Consider the following 18,855-nt stretch of genomic DNA (forward strand, 5'->3'; position numbering starts at 1 on the left):
GCAGCCGGTCGTGGAACTCCTTCACCAGGCCGTGGTCGCGCCAGCGGCGGAAGAACGCATAAGCCCGGTCCCACGGTGGGAAGTCGCCGGGCATCGCCCGCCACTTGATCCCGTTGTCGACCAGGTAGCGGATCGCATCGTGTATCGCCCGGTGGCAGTACGCCTCCGGCTGCCCTCCCCGGCCTCGCAGCCAGGCCGGCACCGGCAGTAGCGGCCGGACCACGGCCCACTCCTCGTCCGTCATGTCCGACGGATACCGCCGAACACGCTCTGGGTGATCGGCCGCGTTTCCGAACCGGTGAGCGACACAAACACACGACGAGGCAGGCGAGTTGGACTCCACTGGCGTGAGCACGTAGAACTGCGGCAACAGGGTCTCCTGGATCTCGGTTGGCTTCGCAACCCCGAGCTACCAAGAGGCCCTGCCTTCATGCCCGCGACCAGCGGCGATCACCCGATCGAGACTCCCGTTCGACGCACACCCCTCAAGATCGGAACGACAACAGCTACTTAGATTCAACCGGTCAAGGCAACACTCTCTGCCGGGGTGCGGAATCCCAGGCACTTGCGGGGGCGGTTGTTGAGTTTCGCCGCGATGGCATCAAGGTCGCCCTGGCTGAACGTCGAGAGGTTCGTCCCTTTGGGCAGGTACTGCCGGAGCAGCTTGTTGGTGTTCTCGTTGGTGCCGCGCTGCCAGGGGCTGCGCGGAGCTGCGAAGAACACGTCGACGCCGGTGTCAGTGCTGAGACGCTTGTGTGCTGCCAGTTCCATGCCGCGATCCCAGGTCAGCGTGCCGCGTAGTCGGGAGTCCATGCGCGTGTATGTCTCGGCCAGGGCTGGAACGACCACGTTGGTGTGGCGGCTGGCGAGTTTCACGACCGTGAGGAACCGCGTCTTGCGGTCGACCAGTGTGGCGACCTGGCTGTTGTTCGAGCCGATCACCAGATCGCCTTCCAGGTGCCCAGGCTCGCTGCGGTCCTCCGCGGCCTGGGGCCGCTCCTCGATCGGCCGGGCATCGGTGATCTGCGAGCGCCATTGCCCCTTCACCGTGTGTCGCTTGTTCTTCCGGATCGGGCGGCCGGTGCGAAGGCGTTTGCAGACCTCGCGGGGGATCACTTTCCACCGGGTGGTGTAGACCGACCGGTAGATCGTCTCGTGGCTGATCTCCATCGCCGGGTCATTGCCGTGATAACGACGGAGGTGGCCGACTATCTGCTCGGGTGACCACTCCTCGCAGAGCAGTGTCAGTACCGTCTGCCTGAGCGCCGGTCTGGCGGCGAGCAGGCACTGTTTCGGGCGCCGGGCGCGGTCAAGTGCCTGTTCCTGCGCAGCGATTGCCCGGTATACGTCGCGTCCGCCGTTGTTGCCGACTTCACGGCTGATCGTCGACACCGCACGCCCCAGCAGGCCGGCGATCGCCCGGTAGGAATGGCCGGCACAGAGCCCGCGTGAGATCTCTTCCCGCTCGCCCAAGGCCAGGCTTCCAGCACGCGCCTTGCGGGGCGCGGGAGCGATTCCTCCGTGGTGCTTGAGGACGGTGAACACCGAGCCGGGTGGTTTGCCGATCTGTCTCGAGACGACGCTGATCGACTCCCCGGCCCTCCACCGCCGCCACAAGTCGGCCTTCATCTCGTCCGACATCCCCGGCCGACCCAACCTCGCCACGTAACCCGCCCTCAACCAGCACTGTTGTTCTGACCGGTTGAATCTAAGCTTCGCTCGGATCGTCTTCATCGCCTCGGCCAGGGACGGAGCGAGGGCAGCCAGGGCCTCGACGGCTTCACGTATGTAGCGGTACACGGTCGCGATCCCGATGCCGAACCCGGCGGCGAGCTGGGCGTAAGGAGTCCTTGTCAGAAAGCTGGGAGTCTGCGGGTGAGGATCATGCAGTGGGCGAGTTGGGGGAAGGCGTCGTGGATGTCGTCCCGTGTCTCCCAGCGGGTTCGCAGCCGGCGGGGGCCGTGGAGGTGGGCGATGGCGGCTTCGGCGACCCAGCGGACGCGGCCCAGTCCTGATCCGTGAGGTTCGCCCCGGCGTGCGATGTTCGGTGTGATGCTGCGCTCCCGCAGGCGCCGGCGGTAGACGTCGTGGTCGTATCCGCGGTCGGCATACAGAGCCCGGGGCCTGCGCCGTGGCCGTCCGCGCCGGCCGCGGATGTACGGCACGGCGTCGACCAGCGGTAGGAGCTGCGTCACGTCGTTGCGGTGGCCGCCGGTCAGCGACACCCGCAGCACAATGCCGTTGCCGTCGGTGAGCACGTGGTGCTTGGAGCCCGGCCGTCCCCGGTCAACCGGGCTCGGTCCGACTTTTGGGCGGCTTCGCCCCCGCTTGGCCTGCACATGCGAGGCGTCGACGGTGGCGCGGGAGAAGTCCAGACGGTCCGCCGCCCGCAGCCGGTCCAGGAGAACCTGCTGAAGTTGCTCCCACACGCCGGCCGCCTGCCACTCGGCCAGGCGGCGCCAGCAGGTCGGGCCCGAACCGAAGCCCAACTCCTGCGGCAAGTCCTCCCACTGGATGCCGGTGTACAGAACGAAGAGGACGCCCTGCAGCGTTCTGCGGTCGTCGATGCGCTCGCGGCCCGGATACCGGTACCGGCGTGGGTGCCGGGGCAGCAACGGCTCGATGAGCGCCCACAGCTCGTCACCGACCTCCCACGGTTTCGGCCGGGTCATCCTCACCCCTGAGGAACGAGATCACCTTCCCCACCCACCGTGCCACACCAAGATCTTTCTGCAAGGGCTCCTAAGTGTCACCGCACCGCAGGTGGGCCAGGGTGAGCAGGGCCTGACGTCCGTCAGGAAGACGCCGCCACCGCGTTCCGATCTTCTGCCGCCGGGCTGTCAGTTGCCCGGTCAGGAACCGTAAGGTGCGGCTGGACAGGTCAAACGAGGACGGGTAGACAAGCACGCGAAGCTCCTGGCAGACACGGGTGATCTTGGTCGAGAACCCGTCTACCAGGAGCTTCATCGTTGCGCAGGACAGTCCAACTCGCGGTCAGCAACGCCATCTTGAAAAGGGCTCCGTGTTCCAATGCGGGAAATCATGCGGCGTATAGCGCCACTGCATCCCCGTGCGGTCCACGTACAGGATCGCGTTCATGATCTCGCGCAGGTCGTGCTCGGGCGGCCGGCCGAAGTCCAGGGCCCGGCCGCGACGTTCGAAGCGCCAGGCGGACAGGACCGGCTCCATCAATTCCCAACGGGCATCGGACAGATCACTCGGATACGCATGAAGGTCGGCCATGTCCTGGACGTACCGCCGGTCGGGGGCGTGCGCCCAGGCGTGCATCCTTCCTGGGAGAACACGGAACAGATCCAGGCGTCCTGGAATGAGACAGGCGTAAGCGGACTCACCCCCCAGAGGTCACATCGTCCGCTTCAGAAAGCAGGACCACCCCGGCGGCCCCACCCGCACCAGTTCATCGACGGGTGCAATAGTGGAACTATCGTCGCATTAGGGATGAAAGTGACCTCTTGGTGAGCTGTGGAGAAGTTTTGCGATGGCCGACGAACGAGAGTGCCAGCCTGCATCGCGACTGCAACAATCACCGAAAATGGACCCCTCATGAACATCATGGCGAGGCGGAATATTGGCCGTCATTACCAGCCTCGCAAGGAATCTGAAATCGGAAAGTTACCGGCAGTAAACCCTTGGGTAGACTTTATCGAGATCGCAGTGAGATATGTATCTGGATCTTGTGCAGGGTCTGGACGCGGCTTCGGTACTGCCAGATGATTCAGGCAGCACCCTATCCGTCACGGATGTGAAAAATGAACTATCCGCCAGGGCCGCCGTGGCCCCCGCTCCCGCTGATGCCCCCTCTGCAGTATGCGAGCTGGGGCTCGCGCGCCGCAACCCGACTGTACGAGTCCTTTACGGCCTTATACTCTCCCGTGTGGACAACCGTGTCAGCAATATTGAGTCTAGGTGGATCGCATCAGGTGGTTCAACTAATCGGCCTGGTAGGACTGATTGTGAATGCTGGTGGATTTATCCTGATGGTTTATCAAATTGGAGAGACTGGACAGTCCAAGGGGAGGAGACGGTTCCATATTCGTGTCGTAGACGAGTCGACCCATCTCCCTATCGGTTTTTCGCGATCTCTTCTACGGACTATCCTGCAGATCCCAGACACCCTCCTGGTGCTTGGGTTGCTGCGCCCCCTGTGGGATCGCAAACGGCAGACTTATTGCGATTCCATCGTTCGCGCGATCGTGATCGCGGCGTGAGGGGATTTGAGGGATTAGTGGCCGTTCAGAACGGTAGTTACCGAGGCGCCGGAAGGGCAGTTGGCTCCTCTGATACTTCCCAGGTTGCTCACAACTCGGACGGAGAATTTCGTGGGCAGCGAAGGCGGACCGAAGAGGCGCCCCAGGCGTGTATAGGGCCGAGTGGCCGCGGCAGCGGCCCTCATCACCTTCGGCGCGGCACCATGGACTGGGCGCTGCCGCGGCACCGCCGACCAACCCTGGTGTGAAGGTAACCTGCGTTGTCGGTGTGGGGCTCCAGGACATCCTTGACGCTGTGGCTTCACCAGTACCGTGACGGTTCCTGGTCATCATTGACGCCGGTCGGCTGACGCTGTTGGTTGGTGTGGCTGATGACGCGGAGATGGTCGCTTTTGGCGGCCAGTGGAAGGCGGGGCGCCGGTACCGGGCGGTGCGTGAGGTTCTCAATGGTGCGCCGGTGTCGAAGGTGGCGTGGCAGTGGGGATGAAACGGTTGGATCAGCCGCGCACGTCCATCGTCATCGAGGGAAACGAGCGCGTTCGACGGTGAATATCCACGCGCTCGCTGAGTCGTTCTTCGCCACCATGAAGCGGGAGTTGCGCCACACCGCCACCTGGCCCAGGCGAGCCACCGCCCGCACCGGGATCTTCGTTTCATCAAAGGTTGGTACTACTTGCACCGTCTGCACAGCAGTCTCGCTTGCCACAGTCCCGCCGAATCCGAGACCGCACTCACAGCCTGACCACCAGCCCAATAGTGTCCGTCAGAGTGGACCAAGCTCGCACCCCACATATCTCGAAGGGTATGAATCCGGCATGTGCTGGAAACGATAGGTAGGGCGTGCGCACCTGCCTCGAGAGGGGGGAGGGCGTAGCCGGGGGAGTCGGCGACGTCAGTCACCGGGGCGGACAATCACGCTCCGGATCTCCTGGTCGGATCTCTGGAGCCGATTCGAGGAGGGGACCCGAATGATGGCACGAGTACGTACGACGTCCACGGCCGTAGAGCGCCGGCAGCCGGGATCGGAGAACGCCTGGCGGATCCTGGACGTCATCCGGGACTGGACCAAACATGCGGAGACCAAGGCCGCCACGTCCCTGGCGGCGTCCGGAGTGATCGGCGGCGTCCTGTACAGCTTGGTCGCCAGTGGCGACGGCCGCTCGCCCTGGTTCGCCGCCGCGGCGGCGGTCTCCGCCGCCTGCACGGTGGCGGCCGGGCTCACCGCGGGTCTGGTGCTGTGGCCCCGGCAGCGGCTCTCCGGCGGCACCGTGCCCACCAGCCTGTTGTTCTACGACCACATAGCCCGCGAGTACGACGCGAGCCACGCCGACTACCACGACCGGTTAAACGAGTTGCTGCGTGACGAGGAGGCATTGGTGACCGCTGTCGCCGACCAGATCTGGGCCAACGCGCTCGTGGCCCGCCGCAAGTACCGCTGGGTCGGCCGCAGCATCGGACTGCTGCTGATCGCCCTGACGGCGGTGGCGGTGGCGGCGGTTCTCGGTGCGGCCGAGACGGTGGGGTAGCCGTGTTCTCGGCGCGAAGCAGCTTGGAGGGGGAGCGCGCGTGAACGACACGCCGGAACATAAGGCCGGATCCCCGGAACTGGACACGCTGCCGCGGATGTTTGACGCACTGACCAGGCTGGCCGCCCCGACGACGAGCGGCAGGAGGCACTGCTCTGGTTTCGCCCGGCCGGAACGACGAAGGCGTCCTGGACGTCGTCCGGCAGCTGCTGCCGTTCCTGAGTGGCGGTCCATGACGGGGGGCCACGACCGACGTGAGCTGTCTGGGGCTCGATGCCGCCGCCCGCCTGGGTTCTGCGGCGGACCGGGTGGATCTGTGCCAGAGCCTCGGCGTCGCGTTGCAGTGGATGGAACGCGACGCCGACGCGGAGGAGGTGTTCAGGCAGGTCGCCGAACTGGCCGCCGAGGCGGGCGACCGGAGGGCCCGTGCGGCGGCGCTTGCTACGCCGGAGATCCCTCCCACTGGGAGCCCTTCGTTCTGGTCGGTGACGGCTGACCGGGGCGGGACAGAAGGAACTCAGGGGGAGGTGGAGTGGTGGACCGTACGGGACGGACCCGCGAGTACACGGGAGAAGTGGCGGGGGACGGAGTCCGGAACCTGTTGACGGCCGCTCACCACGCATGCTGAGGGCAGGAGTGATCAGCCGCTCGTCGAGAGTGCGAGGCCCGACACGCGGCGCACCGTGGACGCGGGACCTGGGCTGCCTTCGTCGTGGTGGGTGCGGGGGCGCCATCACCGAGTGGAGCGGGGAGAGTTGTGACGAAGCGGACACGCGGACACAGCTTCATGAGAAAGCTACAGTGAGCGAACGCCGACGCGTTCGGCGGTGGGGGCGTACATGTCCGGTGAGGTTCCGATCGACGACGAGGCGCGTAGCGACGCTGTCGACGTCTTGCAGGACCTGCTCGAATGGGAACTCGCGCCGCAGCGCTGGGAACGGGTCGAATCGATTGTCGGCTCGCTCGCCGACGCCCTCGCCCAGGGGGACGGCGACGCGCTGCGCGAGGCCACCGCCGAGCTGGAACTGACCGGGCCGGTGCGGATCACCAGGATCGGAACCAAGCCGTTGATCCCGGTACCGGAGCAGACCCGGGACCGGGCTAACCACCTGGTGCACGCGCTCGGTCGGCAGCAGGAGCAGCCACGGCAGGGGGAGCGGGCCGACGCCTCCACGGACGGCCCGGGAGGTGACGGCGACGGAGCCGGTACGCCCGCTGACTGACCAGGAACTCGTCGTCCACGTCTACGCGCCGACCGACGGGCCGTATGCCAAGGCCGCCTACCGGCAGATCCGCGACATCTGGGACCAATGCCGAGACGGTCTGGGTATGGTCGACGAGATCCCGAACGTCGGCCTGCCGACCGTGCTGCCGCCCGAGGCCGACGCGCTGAGGCCGGGACGGCCCGTGGCGGCGATCGAGGACCGGGCAGGCAACTACCAGGCCATCGTGCGCCGCGAGCACGACGTGGTGAACCTGTCGATGGTGTTCGCAACCCCGTTGGACACCCCCTCCCGCCGCCTGCGCATCGGCTCGGCGTCGCCCCCCGGCTGGGTCGAGTTCGACCGGTGGTGGGACGAACTGGCCGCGGGCGGTACGGACGCGCTGCTCGGCGTCGTACGCGTCTGTCAGGCGAAGTACGCGGGGCGGCCGGCCCCGCCTCTCGATTCGACAGCCCACGAGGTGCGGGCGGTACTGCCCGGCACTGACCACGCCCCGTACTGGTGGCAGCGGGGCTGGGCCACCAATGACGGATTCGCCGTGTGGGAGGTGTCGCCGGACGACGAGCAGGCGGCGCGGCGCGTCGTCGTGCTCGCCCCTGAGGACCAGGATGCCGAGCTGAGCGCCTGGACCTTCAGTCAGGGCGATCCGGCCATGCCGCCGCTGGCCCGCTATCTGATGCACGCGGCGAAACTCCGCTACCAGGCCCGGGTACGGAATGACGTCGAGCAGTTCAGGCACCTCATCGACGGGGTGAACGACCATGTCGCCCAAGTGCGATCCACGCTGGAGCGAGACTCGACCGACCCCGTCGCCCTCGCCAGGCTGCGGCTGGGTCAGGCCGACCTGACGTCCGCCACGAGGGACGTACGCACCATGCGGCGCACCGTGGAGATCGCCGTGGGCAACATGACCGAGGCGCTCGCCGAGCCATTCCCCAGCGACCGGCGGCTCGCCGAGTGGCTGGTCAGTCAACTGGGAGACGACGCCGAGTATTTGGAGGCAGCGCGCGAGGCGGCCCGGGAGTTCGGCCGACTCGCCCAGCAACGGCCCACCGATACGGAGCGGGCACGGCTGGACCTGCCCGCTCCACCCGCTGCGGAGCGCGCTCGCCGGCCCGAGTCCCCGGCTATCGCACATCGGGGAGTGTCGGCGTCAAAGCGCATCAGCCAGCGTATGGGCTTTGCGGTGGACATTGAGGACTACAGCAGTCGTGCCTCCCCCGAGAAGGAGAGCGCGCAGGAGCGACTCGCCGCCCTGGTGCGGGAGGTTCTCCACGACCTGGGCCATCGCCTGGACGAGACCGACCGTCAGGAGACCGGGGACGGGATGAACGTCTTCCTTCCGGTGGGCGTGGAACTGCACCGGGCGCTTCCCAGGTTGCTCCGCTCCTGGCAGGAAAGCCTTGTGGCGGACAATGCCCGCTACCGCGACCGTATGCGGCTGCGCATGGCCACCGCCTTTGGGCCGGTCGGTCTCGCCGCGCTCGGCTTCGCCGGGCTCACGATCGTGGTGGTGAGCCGCCTGCTGAACAACCCGGTACTGCGCGGTGCCCTGGACGACCACCCTGACGCCGACCTTGCCGTGCTGGTCTCCGATCAGTTGTACGAGTACGTCGTCGGTGAGGGATATCCGGGGCTGGACGCGCGGCAGTTCGAGCGGCGCCTGGTCGAGGTCAAGGAGTTCCGGCAGTACGCCCGGCTGTGGGTCCCGCAATGACGTCCGGGGCGCCGCCGGACGTCAGGCGCCGACGTGGACGTGTGCGGCCTATACGCTCGGGTGGCTGGGCATTCGCTGCCGCGCACGGTGCACCGCCGTGTGCAGTGCGGCCGCGGACGCCTCGGCGGTGAGTCCCCCAGCGGTGCGGACCTCATGGTAGAAGTCACGGGTGATCCGGCCGGCCGGGTGGTCGTCGACGGGCCACAGCGTTCCCACCACATGCCGGTAGCCCGCCGTATGGAACGCCGAGGTGACGTGGATGCCCTCGTCCGGGAGTGGCGCCGCACCCTGCGCGGTCGAACAGGCCGGCAGGTAGACGACCTTGGCGTCGGCCGGTCGTGCCGCGACGATGTCCGCCACTCGCAGTGGCGCGGTGTCGTGGTCGTGCAGAACCAGGGTGCTGCGCGACGGGTAGGCGGTGTCGGTGGTGGCGTGACACGCGAAGTGCGCCCAGCTGCGGTCCGCCAGAGCGGCGAGGGCCCGGCTCCGCGAGGCCGCCTCCTGGTACAACGGCGTCGTGGTCACCGGCAGTTGGTCGAGACGTGCGGCTTCCCGGCGGGTGGCGGGCAGTACGGACTGGCCAGGCCCGCTCGCCACGGAGATGACCAGCAGCCAATCGTCTCCCGGCGCTTGCGGACGACGCGCGGAACGACAGGCTGCGCAGGGTCGGGCTGTAGGAGGACGCCACACGGTCGAGTGCTCCGCCCTCGTGCAGGTACGCGTCCGTGTCCACGGACGGGCCCTCGCGGCGTGCCACGGCAGGAAGGACCGCAGACCCGTGGGGATCCACCAGACACGGGGCCGCCGGCCGGGATCAGCGGTCGCGGGATCATCGAGGTGGCGCAGGACCGGGCCGGCCACCGCGTCCCACGGCCAGCCGAGTACACCCAGGACCCGCCGCTCCTCCCGCTCCCGCGCGTCGCGGCCGGGAGCGTCTCCTTCTGCGATGGCCTCCAGGGCGGTGAGGGGGCGGACACCTGGGCGCGGACCGCTTGCGGTGTCGCGAGCGGCAACGGAACGCGGGACGGACGGTCACTGTGGACGATCAGGGCGTCCGAGCCCAGTTCGCTCAGGTTGACCAGGATCGCGGGCCCGGTACCCGGCGGCGGCACCAACTCGCCGAAGACGGGCGGGGCGAGGAAGGTCTCGAAGCCCCGCAGCGCACAGATCGCCCGCAGCGCCGTGTCGAACGCGTCGGCCATCTCCCTGCACGCCCGAACGTCACCCGCACTACCCAGGTCGGGCGCCGGGCTGTCCAGGCGGCGGCACACCTCGTAGAAACGGTTGGTCAGTCCGGCGTCGCGGCGGCGCAGGCCCGTGAGATCGGCGCGGGCGTCCAGCGCCTGCCCGAGCAGGACGCCGCGTCCGTGCTCCAGCAGGGTCACTGCCCGTCGGAGGTCACCGAGGCGGACGGCGCAGGCCGCGGCGTCGGAGGCGAGCGCGGTGTGCTCGGCCAGCTCCCGCTCCTGATCCTCCCTGCCCAGTTCCCGGGGCGCGCGCAGGCCGAGCTGCCCGACAGCCAGCTCGAGACCCTCGACCGCGGCTTCCCAGCCGCCGAGCTCGGCCGCGACACGCCCCCAGGCGGTGCTGGTCGCCACCCGCACCCGGGTCCGCGCGGTGGGCGTCTCGGCCGCCTCCCGGAAGGCGCTCACCGCACGGACCCCGAGGCCCGCCGATGCCGGCGGGCCACCAAGGGCGGCGTGCTCGTACAGGACTCCGCCGAGATTGGACAGGAACACCGCATGCTGCGGCTGATCGGCGGGGCTCCTGTCCAGGGCCTGCCGGAAGACCGTTGCGGACTCCTGCGCGTCGGCGGGATCCCGGCGCAGCCGGAACCGTGCCCGCAGCAGCGCCGCGCCGAGGTTGGACAGGCGCCCGGCCAGCCCCTGGCGGTTGGACCGGCACTTCCGAACGGCCCCACGTCCAGTGGTCACGGACAGGTCAAGGTCGGACGCGGCCCCGGACCCCTCGAAACGCAGCTGGGCCGCCACGCACGGGTTGGCGGTACGAGCGCGGCGGCTTGGCCGCCGATCCGGGCGAGGCCGTCCGCGCCTCCCGGGCCGCCGTCGAGGCCGTGCGGGACGACGGCCCGGATGCTGCGATGTACCTGTCCAATCTCGGACTCGCACTGCTGGCCGGGCATGAACACGGCGGTTCCATCGGTGACTTGGACGAGGCGGTCCGTGTCACACACGGTGCGGTCGAGCACACCCCCGACGATCACCCCGACCGGACGCTGTACCTGGCCAACCTGGCGACGGTTCTCCAGGCCCGGTACGAGCGCACAGCGGGCCGGCAGGACCTCGACGAGGCCGTGCGAGCCGGTCGTACCGCGGCGCACGACACCACTGCTCAACGCGCCGACCGCGCCTTCCACAAGTCCGCGCTCGGTATGGCACTGCGTCTCAGCTTCGAGCTGACCGGGGCCGAAGAGGTCCTCGACGAGGCTGTTTGAATGGAACATACCTGCCCGTTTTTCCCTGAGTACACCTCGTCTGCCATGCGGCTCAGAACGGCGAGAACCCCGCGGAGAGCCTGCTGTTCCTCTGGGACTGACAGCAGCCTCCCCTGACGATCGCCGAACTGGTCAACCTGTGGTTGACCTGCATCGAACTGGCCTTCCTGCCGGCCTGTCAGACGTCAGCGGGCAGCGTGCTCCTGACGGAGGAATCCGTACACCTGGCCGCCGCCATGCAAGTGATCGGCTACCGCCACATGATCGCCACACTGTGGCCCACCATCGATCCGGTCACTCCCAGACTCGTCGACCTGGTGTACGCCGGACTGCTCAGCGAGGGACAAACGGACGCGGACCGGGTGTCCGAGGCACTGCATCACGCGGTGACGGCGATCCGCGCACGGTATCCGCAGGGCCCGAGGGCGCGGGCCTGCTACATCCATCTGGGCGCGTGACCGAGGGGGCCATCGCTGGCCGACGCTCAGCATCCCGTGTGCACGTATGGCGCCCACACGGCAGGAGACTTGGCATAGCGGGTCCGCAGGCCGTGCACGATCACATGCAGAGCACGGCTCGCGTGGCGTACGTCGACACCGGATCCGTAGCCCCGGACGGAGCGGTAGAACTGGTCTGTCAGCCGGGCCGATGCCAGGTCGCCCGCTTCCCACAGGGCACCGATCACCTGCGGATAGCCGGCCACCTGAAAGGCCGACGCCAAGTGGATCGCTTCGTCGGGCAGCCGGTCGGTACGGGCGGTGTGACAGGCGAGGAGGACGGCGAGCTGCGCATACGGCAGTCGCTGCCGGGAGATCTCGGCAACGCTGAGCGGGCCGCCTGTCAGCGACAGACGGCTTGCGGCCGGATTCTCCGCATCGCTCAGACCATGGCAGGCGAAGTGCACCAGGGCGGCCGCGGGCAGTTCGGCGAGCACTTGAGCCGGGGTCGCGTCGGGACCGTCCAGGGTGCGCAGCCCGGCCAGCACACGTGCGACCGAGGCCACTTCCCTGGCGGACGCTCCGCGAGCGCCGCTGCTTCCGGTCGGCTGCGTCACGGCCAGGTACGAGCCCTGTACTTTCCCGCGCGCCGCGGCCTGGCGGGCGTGGCGCAGCGCCCTGATGCCCGGGGTGTAGGAGGAGGCGACCCGGTCCAGTACCGAGCGCCGCTGCGCGAGCTGGTTCTTGCGCTGGTGTCCAGCAGCGTGCAGCGGCAGGTGAGCCAGTGGGCCGGAGGCGGACCACCACAGCCGCGGGATCGCCAGCCGGGGCGTGTCGTGGGGGAGCGGCGCGGTGAAACCTGCCGCGTCGAGGACCGGTTCGGCGACGGTGTCCCACAGCCACTCCAGCGTGCTGAAGATGACCTCGCGCGCCTGCTGTTGCTCGTGCGGCGAGTCCTGGTTCGTGCCGACCGCGGCCAGGAACTCCTGTGCTGTGTCGGCCAGGCGTCCTTCGGTCACGTCGAGCGGTACGTGCCTGACGCCCCGAGGTGTGACCACGAGCGCGTCACAGCGCAGCGCGTCGACGTTGATCATGACGATCGGCCCCTCCGCGGCCTCGTCCCGCATCTGCCGCTCGGTCGGCGGCAGCAGGAATCGCTCGAACCCGGGGTGTCCCCGGATGTCTGTGAGCAGCCGCCGCCACTCGTCGGCCGAGGAGTGCTGTTCGCGTACCCGCGTGGACTCCTCGCCCGCACCGTCGCTCTCCGCGCGCAGCATCCGTTCGCTGACGGCGGTGAATCGGGCGGCCGCCTCGGGGAGGTCCGCGGCCAGGTTCGATACGTCGGTCCGGGCTTCCAGGTCCTGGGCCATGAGTACGGCCCGGCCCTCTTCCAGTAGCGTCAGCGCCTGCTCGGTCCGGCCCGCCGCGATGGCCACGGCGCACCCGGTGCGGCCGAGGCTGGTCCCGGTGATCTGGTCGGGCAGGCCCGCGGCGCCCTGCTGGGGTGTGGCCATGAGGTAGGGGCGGCCCAGCAGCGCGGTGCGCAGGGCCTTTTGGCGGTCGTCGCGGTCCAGGGCTCGTGACGTCAACAGAGGCAGCACGTCCAGTGCGACGGCGGCGGCGTCGGCGGCCTGCCCCCATTCGCGGCTCTCCATGGCGCGGCCGAGTGCCAGCCGCGCGTTCTCGAACCTGGCCGGCGGCGGCAGTAACTGCTCCGATGCCGGGTCCCATTGTGCATCAGCCGTGTCGAACGCGTCGCTGTCGGCCCGCACATAGGCATCGGTGCCGAGCACCGCGTGGCGGACCTGGTCGAACGCTGGGCGCAGACGGTCCCGGAACGGTTCCTCGCCGAGGACCGCCGCCTGCTCCGGCAGGTCCTCCAGCTGCCGGGACACGTCCTGCATGATGCGCACCGCCTCCGCGGACCTGACGGGATCGCGTAGCAGCCCTGACAGGTCGGAGAGCGCGTGCGCGTAGGGGATCGAGACACCCAGCCAGGGAATCGAGCGCTCGGGCAGCTGCTTCCTGGCCCAGAGCAGGGAACTCACGGCCCGTTCGACGGTCGCGGCGTGTTGGCGCGCCATGCCGTACGTGTGCCGGTAGGGCTCCACCGCGCACAACAGGTCGATGTAGTGGGGGCTGGTCCGAGGCAGGTCGGCCAGGACTTCGTCACCGGACCTAATGGCCCTCTCCAGCTCCGTCGGATCGCTGCTGAGGGTGTAGCCGGCGACCAGGATGTGTACGAGCACGGAAGCCACCCAGCCGCGGCCGTCGTCCGGGCCCGGCTGCGCGAGCCGGGCACGCAACTGCTTCTCGGCGGACGCGAGGAGCCGCGGATCCAGTGGTGTGCCGTCGGCCGCCACCAAGTTGCGCCACACGGCGGCCGCGTCCGGCGGCAGATCGACGTGCCGCGGCGCCGAGGGGTCGCAGGGCTCGGCGACCGGTTCGGGAGCCGTCCGCAGACCTGGGTCGGGGACGGCGCCCGGACCCGGAGGCCAGACCGGCTCCGCGCCCGCTGCCGGCCCGGCAGCGAAGGGGAAGTCCTGGCTGGCGGCGTACGCCGTGGCTTCCGGCCGTGCCCCCGCTCCGGGAGACGTGTAGCCGGGCGGCGCCAGTGGGCTGTCCAACTGCAACGGGGGCAGTTCGGTCAGGATGTCACCGAACAAGGGGTTGAGGCCGCGGACCAGCCCGCTCGGGTTGAACGGGAAGGTGCGCATCAGCCGAACCAACTTGGCTGCTGCCTCTCGCTTTTGAGCGATGTGCGGCAGCAGCGGATGCCTGCCGGGCAACTCCCGCGCCAGCGCTGCCCATAATTCGTCCGACCGCGTCACATCCTGCGGCGACCAGGTCAGGAAGCCCCGGGCGCTCAGCATGGACGCCATGTTGACGTTGTACATGCCGCGGTCGTCCGGCGGACCTTCGGCCCGGAACGCCTCGAGGTGTTCGATCGCCTCGTCGACGGTTGCCAGCTCCGGGCGGTCGGTCGCCGCCGACATCAGGGCGATCGCCAGGACGAAGTGCGCGGTAGCGGATTCGTACCGGTCGTAGGGAGCGCCCTGCCCTCGGGCGCGGTGTACGGCGTCCAAGGCGACGTGGCCCGCGTGGACCGCGGTCTCCACAGCCGAGCGGTCCTGGAGGTGCAGGCGGAACCAGGCGACCCCGGCGTAGGCGGCCGTGCGCCCGACCGTCGCCGCGTCGACGTGGTCGGGTGTGACTGCGGTGAGTGCGGCACGCGCCCGTGCCCAGGCGTCTGTGAGCGCCGCGGTGTTCCCGGACTCGTAGCGCTGATAGGCGGCTTGCGCCAGTCGGGCCAGCAGCGTGGGCAGACTGAGGTCGTCGGGTGGCAACCCGGCGACGAGTCGCTGGGCTTCGTACTCGATGGGGGGAGCTGCCTCGAAGTGGCGGGACGGCGGCAGCTCCGGGTACGTGGCCGCGACCGCCACCGGATCACCCGCCGCACGGTTCTGGGTCTGCGCGGCAAGACGATGACGCACTTCCTGGGACAGCCGATAGTCTCCGTACAGGGCCGAAAGGGTGTGCTCGGCCAGCCACAAGTGCAGCGTCCATCGGGCGCGCTCGGGATGGTCATGGGCAGCGGTGTCCAACGCCAGCCCCATCAGCGCCGCGGCGGCAGCCGCCGCACCCTTGCCATCCCCGCTCCACGAAGCACGCAGCAGACCGGCGGTCGGCACCAGCCAACTGCGCGGATCGTCTTTCGTGGACGCCAGTATCCGGTCCACCTCCGGCGACCGGCCCACGTCGAAACGGGCTAGCGTCCGATTCACGATCATGTCTACGTCCGGCACATACCCCAGTCTGCTCGCTCCGCCCTCCCGCGGAGTGCGGTTGACGGGATGTGAACCGTTCCGGGTTTGATCGAGACTCTAGGTCGTGACTGTGACCTGGGGTTTCGTGGTTCGCGGTAGTACGTGACTTCGTAAACCAGCCAGCGCCGCCGGATCCTGAGCGAACCGCTGGCACCCGGTGGCCCCTTGCACGACCGCGCCTCGGTGTACGTGATCGACAAGCACTACTTCGTCGCAACCAAACACCAACACGTTCCTAGCGCTGCCTGCCCTGCGATTTCGAGGCGATGAAGGTGTGGGTGCCGTCGCCGGAGTCGGTGCGGATCAGCGTCTGCCGTCCCCTTCGCAGGCGCTTTGGCAGTTGAGCCAGGGCGAGTTGGGCGGTGGCGATGTGGCTGGCGGCGGTGTCGGAGCCCGCGTTGCCGGGCCGCAGCAGGGCCGCCACCGGCTCCCCGGACCTGGCCGGACCGTGGTCGACGAACGCCACGAGCGGATGATGGCCGAAGGGCTTCTTCCCGGTCGGTGTGGCGTCCTGTTTCTCGGGATGCGCGAGCACCAGCACACCGTCGATGTCCACGATGATGCCGCCCTCGGCGGCCGGAGTGCTCGCCCCGGCGAACTCCCAGACCCGCTGACGCACTTCGGCCTGTGCCGAGCGGATCGCCATCAGGGCTTTCGATCCGGACGCGGCAAGAGCGCCGACCAGGCGGGAGATGGTCGGATCAGAGGCCACCGGGCCGAACACTTAAGGCTCGGCCCGAAGCATCGCCGCGTCCGTCAGGCAATCCCCGCCCAGAGCGACCGCGCGTGCGACATCCAGCAGGACCTTGCCCGGGTCGTGCACCGCCCGCGGCTTGCGCCACGGCACCAGTGCCGCCGATATCGCGCCGTCCAGACCGGACTTGCGGACCGCCTCGACCAGCAGCACCGCCCCGGCCTGCGAGACCACCGAGTAGCCGCCGACCTCGACATGGACAGGCGGGTAGGACCCGCTACGCTTCTTCACCTGAGGAGTGCAGCTTTCTTGACGACGACCAGGACCCTAGACAAGTCCCATCGTCCCAGTTCAGAGGCGCTCCTCGCTTCTTTGGTCACGCTTCGGACTGACCTGCTCGTGAAAGCACGAGGTCAGGAGCCGCCCTTTGTGAGCCATGCCTGTTCCGCGTGGGCTGTGTCCTCATTGTCGGCTGGAGCGCGTCGGCGGGAAGGGGGGCGAACGGCCCTGGCACAGGGCCATCCGGCCCATGGTTCAGGGGCGGCGATGGGCGGGCCGGGCTCGTCCGCCGTCTGGCGTGGCTGTCCGGACGTACGGCAGGCCACTGAATCGCCATCGTGCGGCGAGTACGGGCAGGGCTTTGTCGAGCTCGCCTACTCGTTCTGCCACGCATGACGGCTGCCCACGCGGGCGGCAGTCGCTGTCTTGAGGTGTTCCGCCGCGTCGGGGCCGGGTGTCAAGAGGCCGTTGTGGGCCCCGGGAGTGGGCCGTTCGGCCCTCTGCGTCGCATACGGCTGTCCGGGAGGGTGGTGGAGTGCTGTGGCCTCGGGCGGCGGCACGCGTTCGTGTCCATGGGATCAACCAGAAGGCGGCGCGGCATGGCGGTGCGGGTAGCGGTCAACGGGTTCGGGCGTATCGGGCGGAACTACCTTCGCTGTGCTCTGGAGCGGGCGGAGAGGGGCGGGACGCCGGTGGAGGTGGTGGCGATCAACGACATCGCGCCGGCGGCGACCTTGGCGCATCTGCTGGAGCACGACTCGACGTATGGCGGGCTGGGCCGGCCCGTAGCGTTCGAGGAAGACGCGCTGCTCGTAGCCGGACACCGGATAGCCGTGTCTGCCGAAAGGGACCCGGCCGGTCTGGACTGGCGGGGGCTGGGCGCAACAGTCGTCATCGAATCGACGGGGCGCTTGAGGGAGCGGGACGCTGCCGCGGTGCACCTGAAGAACGGTGCCGTGAAAGTGCTGCTGTCGGCGCCGGGGAAGAACGCGGACGCGACCGTGGTGATGGGCGTCAACGAGAACGCGTACGAGCCGGACCGGCATCACGTGGTCTCCTGCGCGTCGTGCACGACCAACTGCGTCGTGCCGATGGTCAAGGTACTCCACGACGCCTTCGGTATCCGCAAGGGACTGATGACCACGATCCACGGCTACACCAACGACCAAGCGTTGCTCGACGGTCCGCACAAGGACCTGCGGCGGGCCAGGTCCGCTGCCGTGAACATTATCCCCACCAGTACGGGCGCCGCGCGTGCCGTAGGCATGGTGCTGCCGGAGTTGGTGGGCGCTCTGGACGGGCTGGCGGTCCGGGTACCGGTGGAGGACGGATCCCTGACCGACCTGACCGTCCTGTTGGAACAGGAGACCACCGCGGAGGGGGTCAACGCGGCGTTCGAGGAGGCTGCCGCCGGGCCGCTCGGCTCGGTGCTCCGGGTGAGCCACGCGCCGATCGTCTCGCGGGATGTCATCGGCGATCCGGCCTCCTGCGTCCTGGACTCGGGACTGACCCTGGCGCGCGGCGATCTCGTGAAGGTGTTCGGTTGGTACGACAACGAGTGGGGCTACGTGAACCGGCTCCTGGACCTGACCGAGCACGTCGCCTCCCGGCTCTGAGCCGGGGCGGGGCAGCCGGCCGCCGACATGAGGATGCCTGCTGCGCTATCCGGCTTTGCGGGGCGGAGCTGGGTCCGGCATCGCGGCCGCCGGCCGACGCGGTGGCGGAGGCGTCCGGGCAGGAGGAACGGTTGGTACCCGGCGCACTGCCAGGACTTTGCCGACCGTACGTCAGGCGGTGGGCGTCAGCCGGCCCAGACTGCTCACTACATGATCGGCTCCCCGTTCATAGAGTTCCACCGCGTGTTCGGCCCGCGCTGCGCGGTTCAGCCCGATCACGGTGCCCAAGCCGCCTCGCCGGGCCGCCGAAACCCAGGCCCGCGCCGCCACGACCACCGCGGTGCGCGCAGCGTCGGCCCGCAGCCGCCGGGCCGCCTCCAGCAACAGACAGGGACCGAGGGAGAGCCCCGGTCCGGGGCGGTCGCGGCCGTCCACCACCGTGCCGAAGCGGTGCCGCACACTCGCCGCGTCCAGCAGGAGCCCCGCACGGCTGGAGGCGGAGATCGCCGCTACGGGTTCCGCGCGCCGACGCGGAGCCCCCGCCAGCCACAGACTGTCTGGCCATACGGGAGCACCGTGCTGACGTACGAACTCGCAGAAGGAGCGATCCTCTCCGGCTCAGGCCGGACGGCCGCCCTCGTCCCGGCGCGAACCGTCCTGCCCATCAGGCCCCCGGCGGGGTGTGACGCTTGACGGCGGAATGTCGTCCTCGCTGTCGCGACTGCTTGTGGCGAGTTGCCGGGATGAGGTATAGACCCGACCGCCCCGCGAGGGGGCGGCTGCCGTGGCAGAGGACGAAGCGCAGCCGGAGCGCCGATTGGCCGCTCCGATGTCCCGATCCGGCGCGTTCGC

The 18,855-nt window shown here is 69.0% G+C and carries 13 protein-coding genes and 3 pseudogenes; 7 read left to right on the forward strand and 9 right to left on the reverse strand.

The genetic code is table 11. From position 1 onward, the window contains the following. The 5 genes and pseudogenes from AC07AB_RS11170 to AC07AB_RS11190 all read right to left on the reverse strand — a co-directional run. A partial coding sequence (locus AC07AB_RS11170) for a transposase (protein WP_478563640.1) occupies window positions 1-244 on the reverse strand: 244 nt, incomplete at its 3' end. A gap of 272 nt (window positions 245-516) precedes the next feature. Next, window positions 517-1,800, reverse strand: a complete 1,284-nt coding sequence (locus tag AC07AB_RS11175) for an IS30 family transposase (RefSeq protein ID WP_478563642.1) — start codon at window positions 1,798-1,800, stop codon at window positions 517-519. 53 nt (window positions 1,801-1,853) lie between these two features. Then, on the reverse strand, window positions 1,854-2,672 hold the full coding sequence (locus AC07AB_RS11180) for an IS5 family transposase (protein ID WP_478563643.1): 819 nt from the start codon (window positions 2,670-2,672) through the stop codon (window positions 1,854-1,856). Window positions 2,673-2,745: 73 nt separating this feature from the next. Then, window positions 2,746-2,907: pseudogene (locus tag AC07AB_RS11185) on the reverse strand (IS5/IS1182 family transposase); the annotation flags it as partial. A gap of 96 nt (window positions 2,908-3,003) precedes the next feature. After that, window positions 3,004-3,243: pseudogene (locus tag AC07AB_RS11190) on the reverse strand (transposase); the annotation flags it as partial. A 569-nt stretch (window positions 3,244-3,812) separates the two neighbouring features. Here AC07AB_RS11190 and AC07AB_RS11195 point away from each other — a divergent pair. The 4 genes from AC07AB_RS11195 (at window position 3,813) to AC07AB_RS11210 (ending at window position 8,695) form a co-directional block, all read left to right on the forward strand. Next, window positions 3,813-4,229, forward strand: coding sequence for an RDD family protein (locus AC07AB_RS11195; protein WP_478563646.1), 417 nt, complete (start codon window positions 3,813-3,815; stop codon window positions 4,227-4,229). 968 nt (window positions 4,230-5,197) lie between these two features. Continuing rightward, window positions 5,198-5,755, forward strand: coding sequence for a Pycsar system effector family protein (locus AC07AB_RS11200; RefSeq protein WP_478563649.1), 558 nt, complete (start codon window positions 5,198-5,200; stop codon window positions 5,753-5,755). A gap of 839 nt (window positions 5,756-6,594) precedes the next feature. Then, the gene (locus AC07AB_RS11205; protein WP_478563652.1) at window positions 6,595-6,978 is read left to right on the forward strand and encodes a CATRA system-associated protein; all 384 of its coding nucleotides are present in this window, start codon (window positions 6,595-6,597) and stop codon (window positions 6,976-6,978) included. Further along, window positions 6,944-8,695, forward strand: coding sequence for a CATRA conflict system CASPASE/TPR repeat-associated protein (locus AC07AB_RS11210; protein ID WP_478563655.1), 1,752 nt, complete (start codon window positions 6,944-6,946; stop codon window positions 8,693-8,695). Before AC07AB_RS11205 ends, AC07AB_RS11210 begins: the two co-directional genes overlap by 35 nt. A 48-nt stretch (window positions 8,696-8,743) precedes the next feature. On the opposite strand, the gene AC07AB_RS11215 is transcribed toward AC07AB_RS11210, so the two are convergent. Continuing rightward, window positions 8,744-9,556 (reverse strand): CHAT domain-containing protein, encoded by an 813-nt coding sequence (locus AC07AB_RS11215; RefSeq protein ID WP_478563658.1) that lies wholly within the window; start codon window positions 9,554-9,556, stop codon window positions 8,744-8,746. A gap of 1,159 nt (window positions 9,557-10,715) precedes the next feature. On the opposite strand from AC07AB_RS11215, the gene AC07AB_RS11220 reads away from it, so the two are divergent. Together AC07AB_RS11220 and AC07AB_RS11225 are read left to right on the forward strand one after the other, a co-directional pair. Next, on the forward strand, window positions 10,716-11,150 hold the full coding sequence (locus AC07AB_RS11220) for a hypothetical protein (protein WP_478563661.1): 435 nt from the start codon (window positions 10,716-10,718) through the stop codon (window positions 11,148-11,150). A 113-nt stretch (window positions 11,151-11,263) separates the two neighbouring features. Continuing rightward, a complete protein-coding gene (locus tag AC07AB_RS11225) occupies window positions 11,264-11,608 on the forward strand; it encodes a CHAT domain-containing protein (RefSeq protein WP_478564674.1) in 345 nt (114 codons plus the stop codon). Window positions 11,609-11,634: 26 nt separating this feature from the next. Here the strand turns inward: AC07AB_RS11225 and AC07AB_RS11230 are convergent, their stop codons facing one another. Together AC07AB_RS11230 and AC07AB_RS11235 are read right to left on the reverse strand one after the other, a co-directional pair. After that, a complete protein-coding gene (locus tag AC07AB_RS11230) occupies window positions 11,635-15,372 on the reverse strand; it encodes a CHAT domain-containing protein (protein ID WP_478563664.1) in 3,738 nt (1,245 codons plus the stop codon). Window positions 15,373-15,676: 304 nt separating this feature from the next. Next, a pseudogene (locus AC07AB_RS11235) lies at window positions 15,677-16,399 on the reverse strand (transposase); the annotation flags it as partial. 587 nt (window positions 16,400-16,986) lie between these two features. Here AC07AB_RS11235 and gap point away from each other — a divergent pair. Next, complete coding sequence (gene gap / locus AC07AB_RS11240) at window positions 16,987-18,003, forward strand: type I glyceraldehyde-3-phosphate dehydrogenase (RefSeq protein WP_478563667.1); 1,017 nt, start codon at window positions 16,987-16,989, stop codon at window positions 18,001-18,003. A gap of 171 nt (window positions 18,004-18,174) precedes the next feature. Here the strand turns inward: gap and AC07AB_RS11245 are convergent, their stop codons facing one another. Continuing rightward, window positions 18,175-18,462, reverse strand: coding sequence for a hypothetical protein (locus AC07AB_RS11245; RefSeq protein ID WP_478563670.1), 288 nt, complete (start codon window positions 18,460-18,462; stop codon window positions 18,175-18,177). Window positions 18,463-18,855: the final 393 nt, after the last annotated feature.

Source organism: Streptomyces sp. NPDC044033, from assembly GCF_056434425.1.

Excerpts from the sequence above, each read along its gene's own strand:
- AC07AB_RS11180 (WP_478563643.1), bottom strand. The coding sequence starts at position 2,672 with ATGACCCGGCCGAAACCGTGGGAGGTCGGTGACGAGCTGTGGGCGCTC.
- AC07AB_RS11195 (WP_478563646.1), top strand. The coding sequence starts at position 3,813 with ATGCCCCCTCTGCAGTATGCGAGCTGGGGCTCGCGCGCCGCAACCCGA.
- AC07AB_RS11200 (WP_478563649.1), top strand. The coding sequence starts at position 5,198 with ATGATGGCACGAGTACGTACGACGTCCACGGCCGTAGAGCGCCGGCAG.
- AC07AB_RS11205 (WP_478563652.1), top strand. The coding sequence starts at position 6,595 with ATGTCCGGTGAGGTTCCGATCGACGACGAGGCGCGTAGCGACGCTGTC.
- gap (WP_478563667.1), top strand. The coding sequence starts at position 16,987 with ATGGCGGTGCGGGTAGCGGTCAACGGGTTCGGGCGTATCGGGCGGAAC.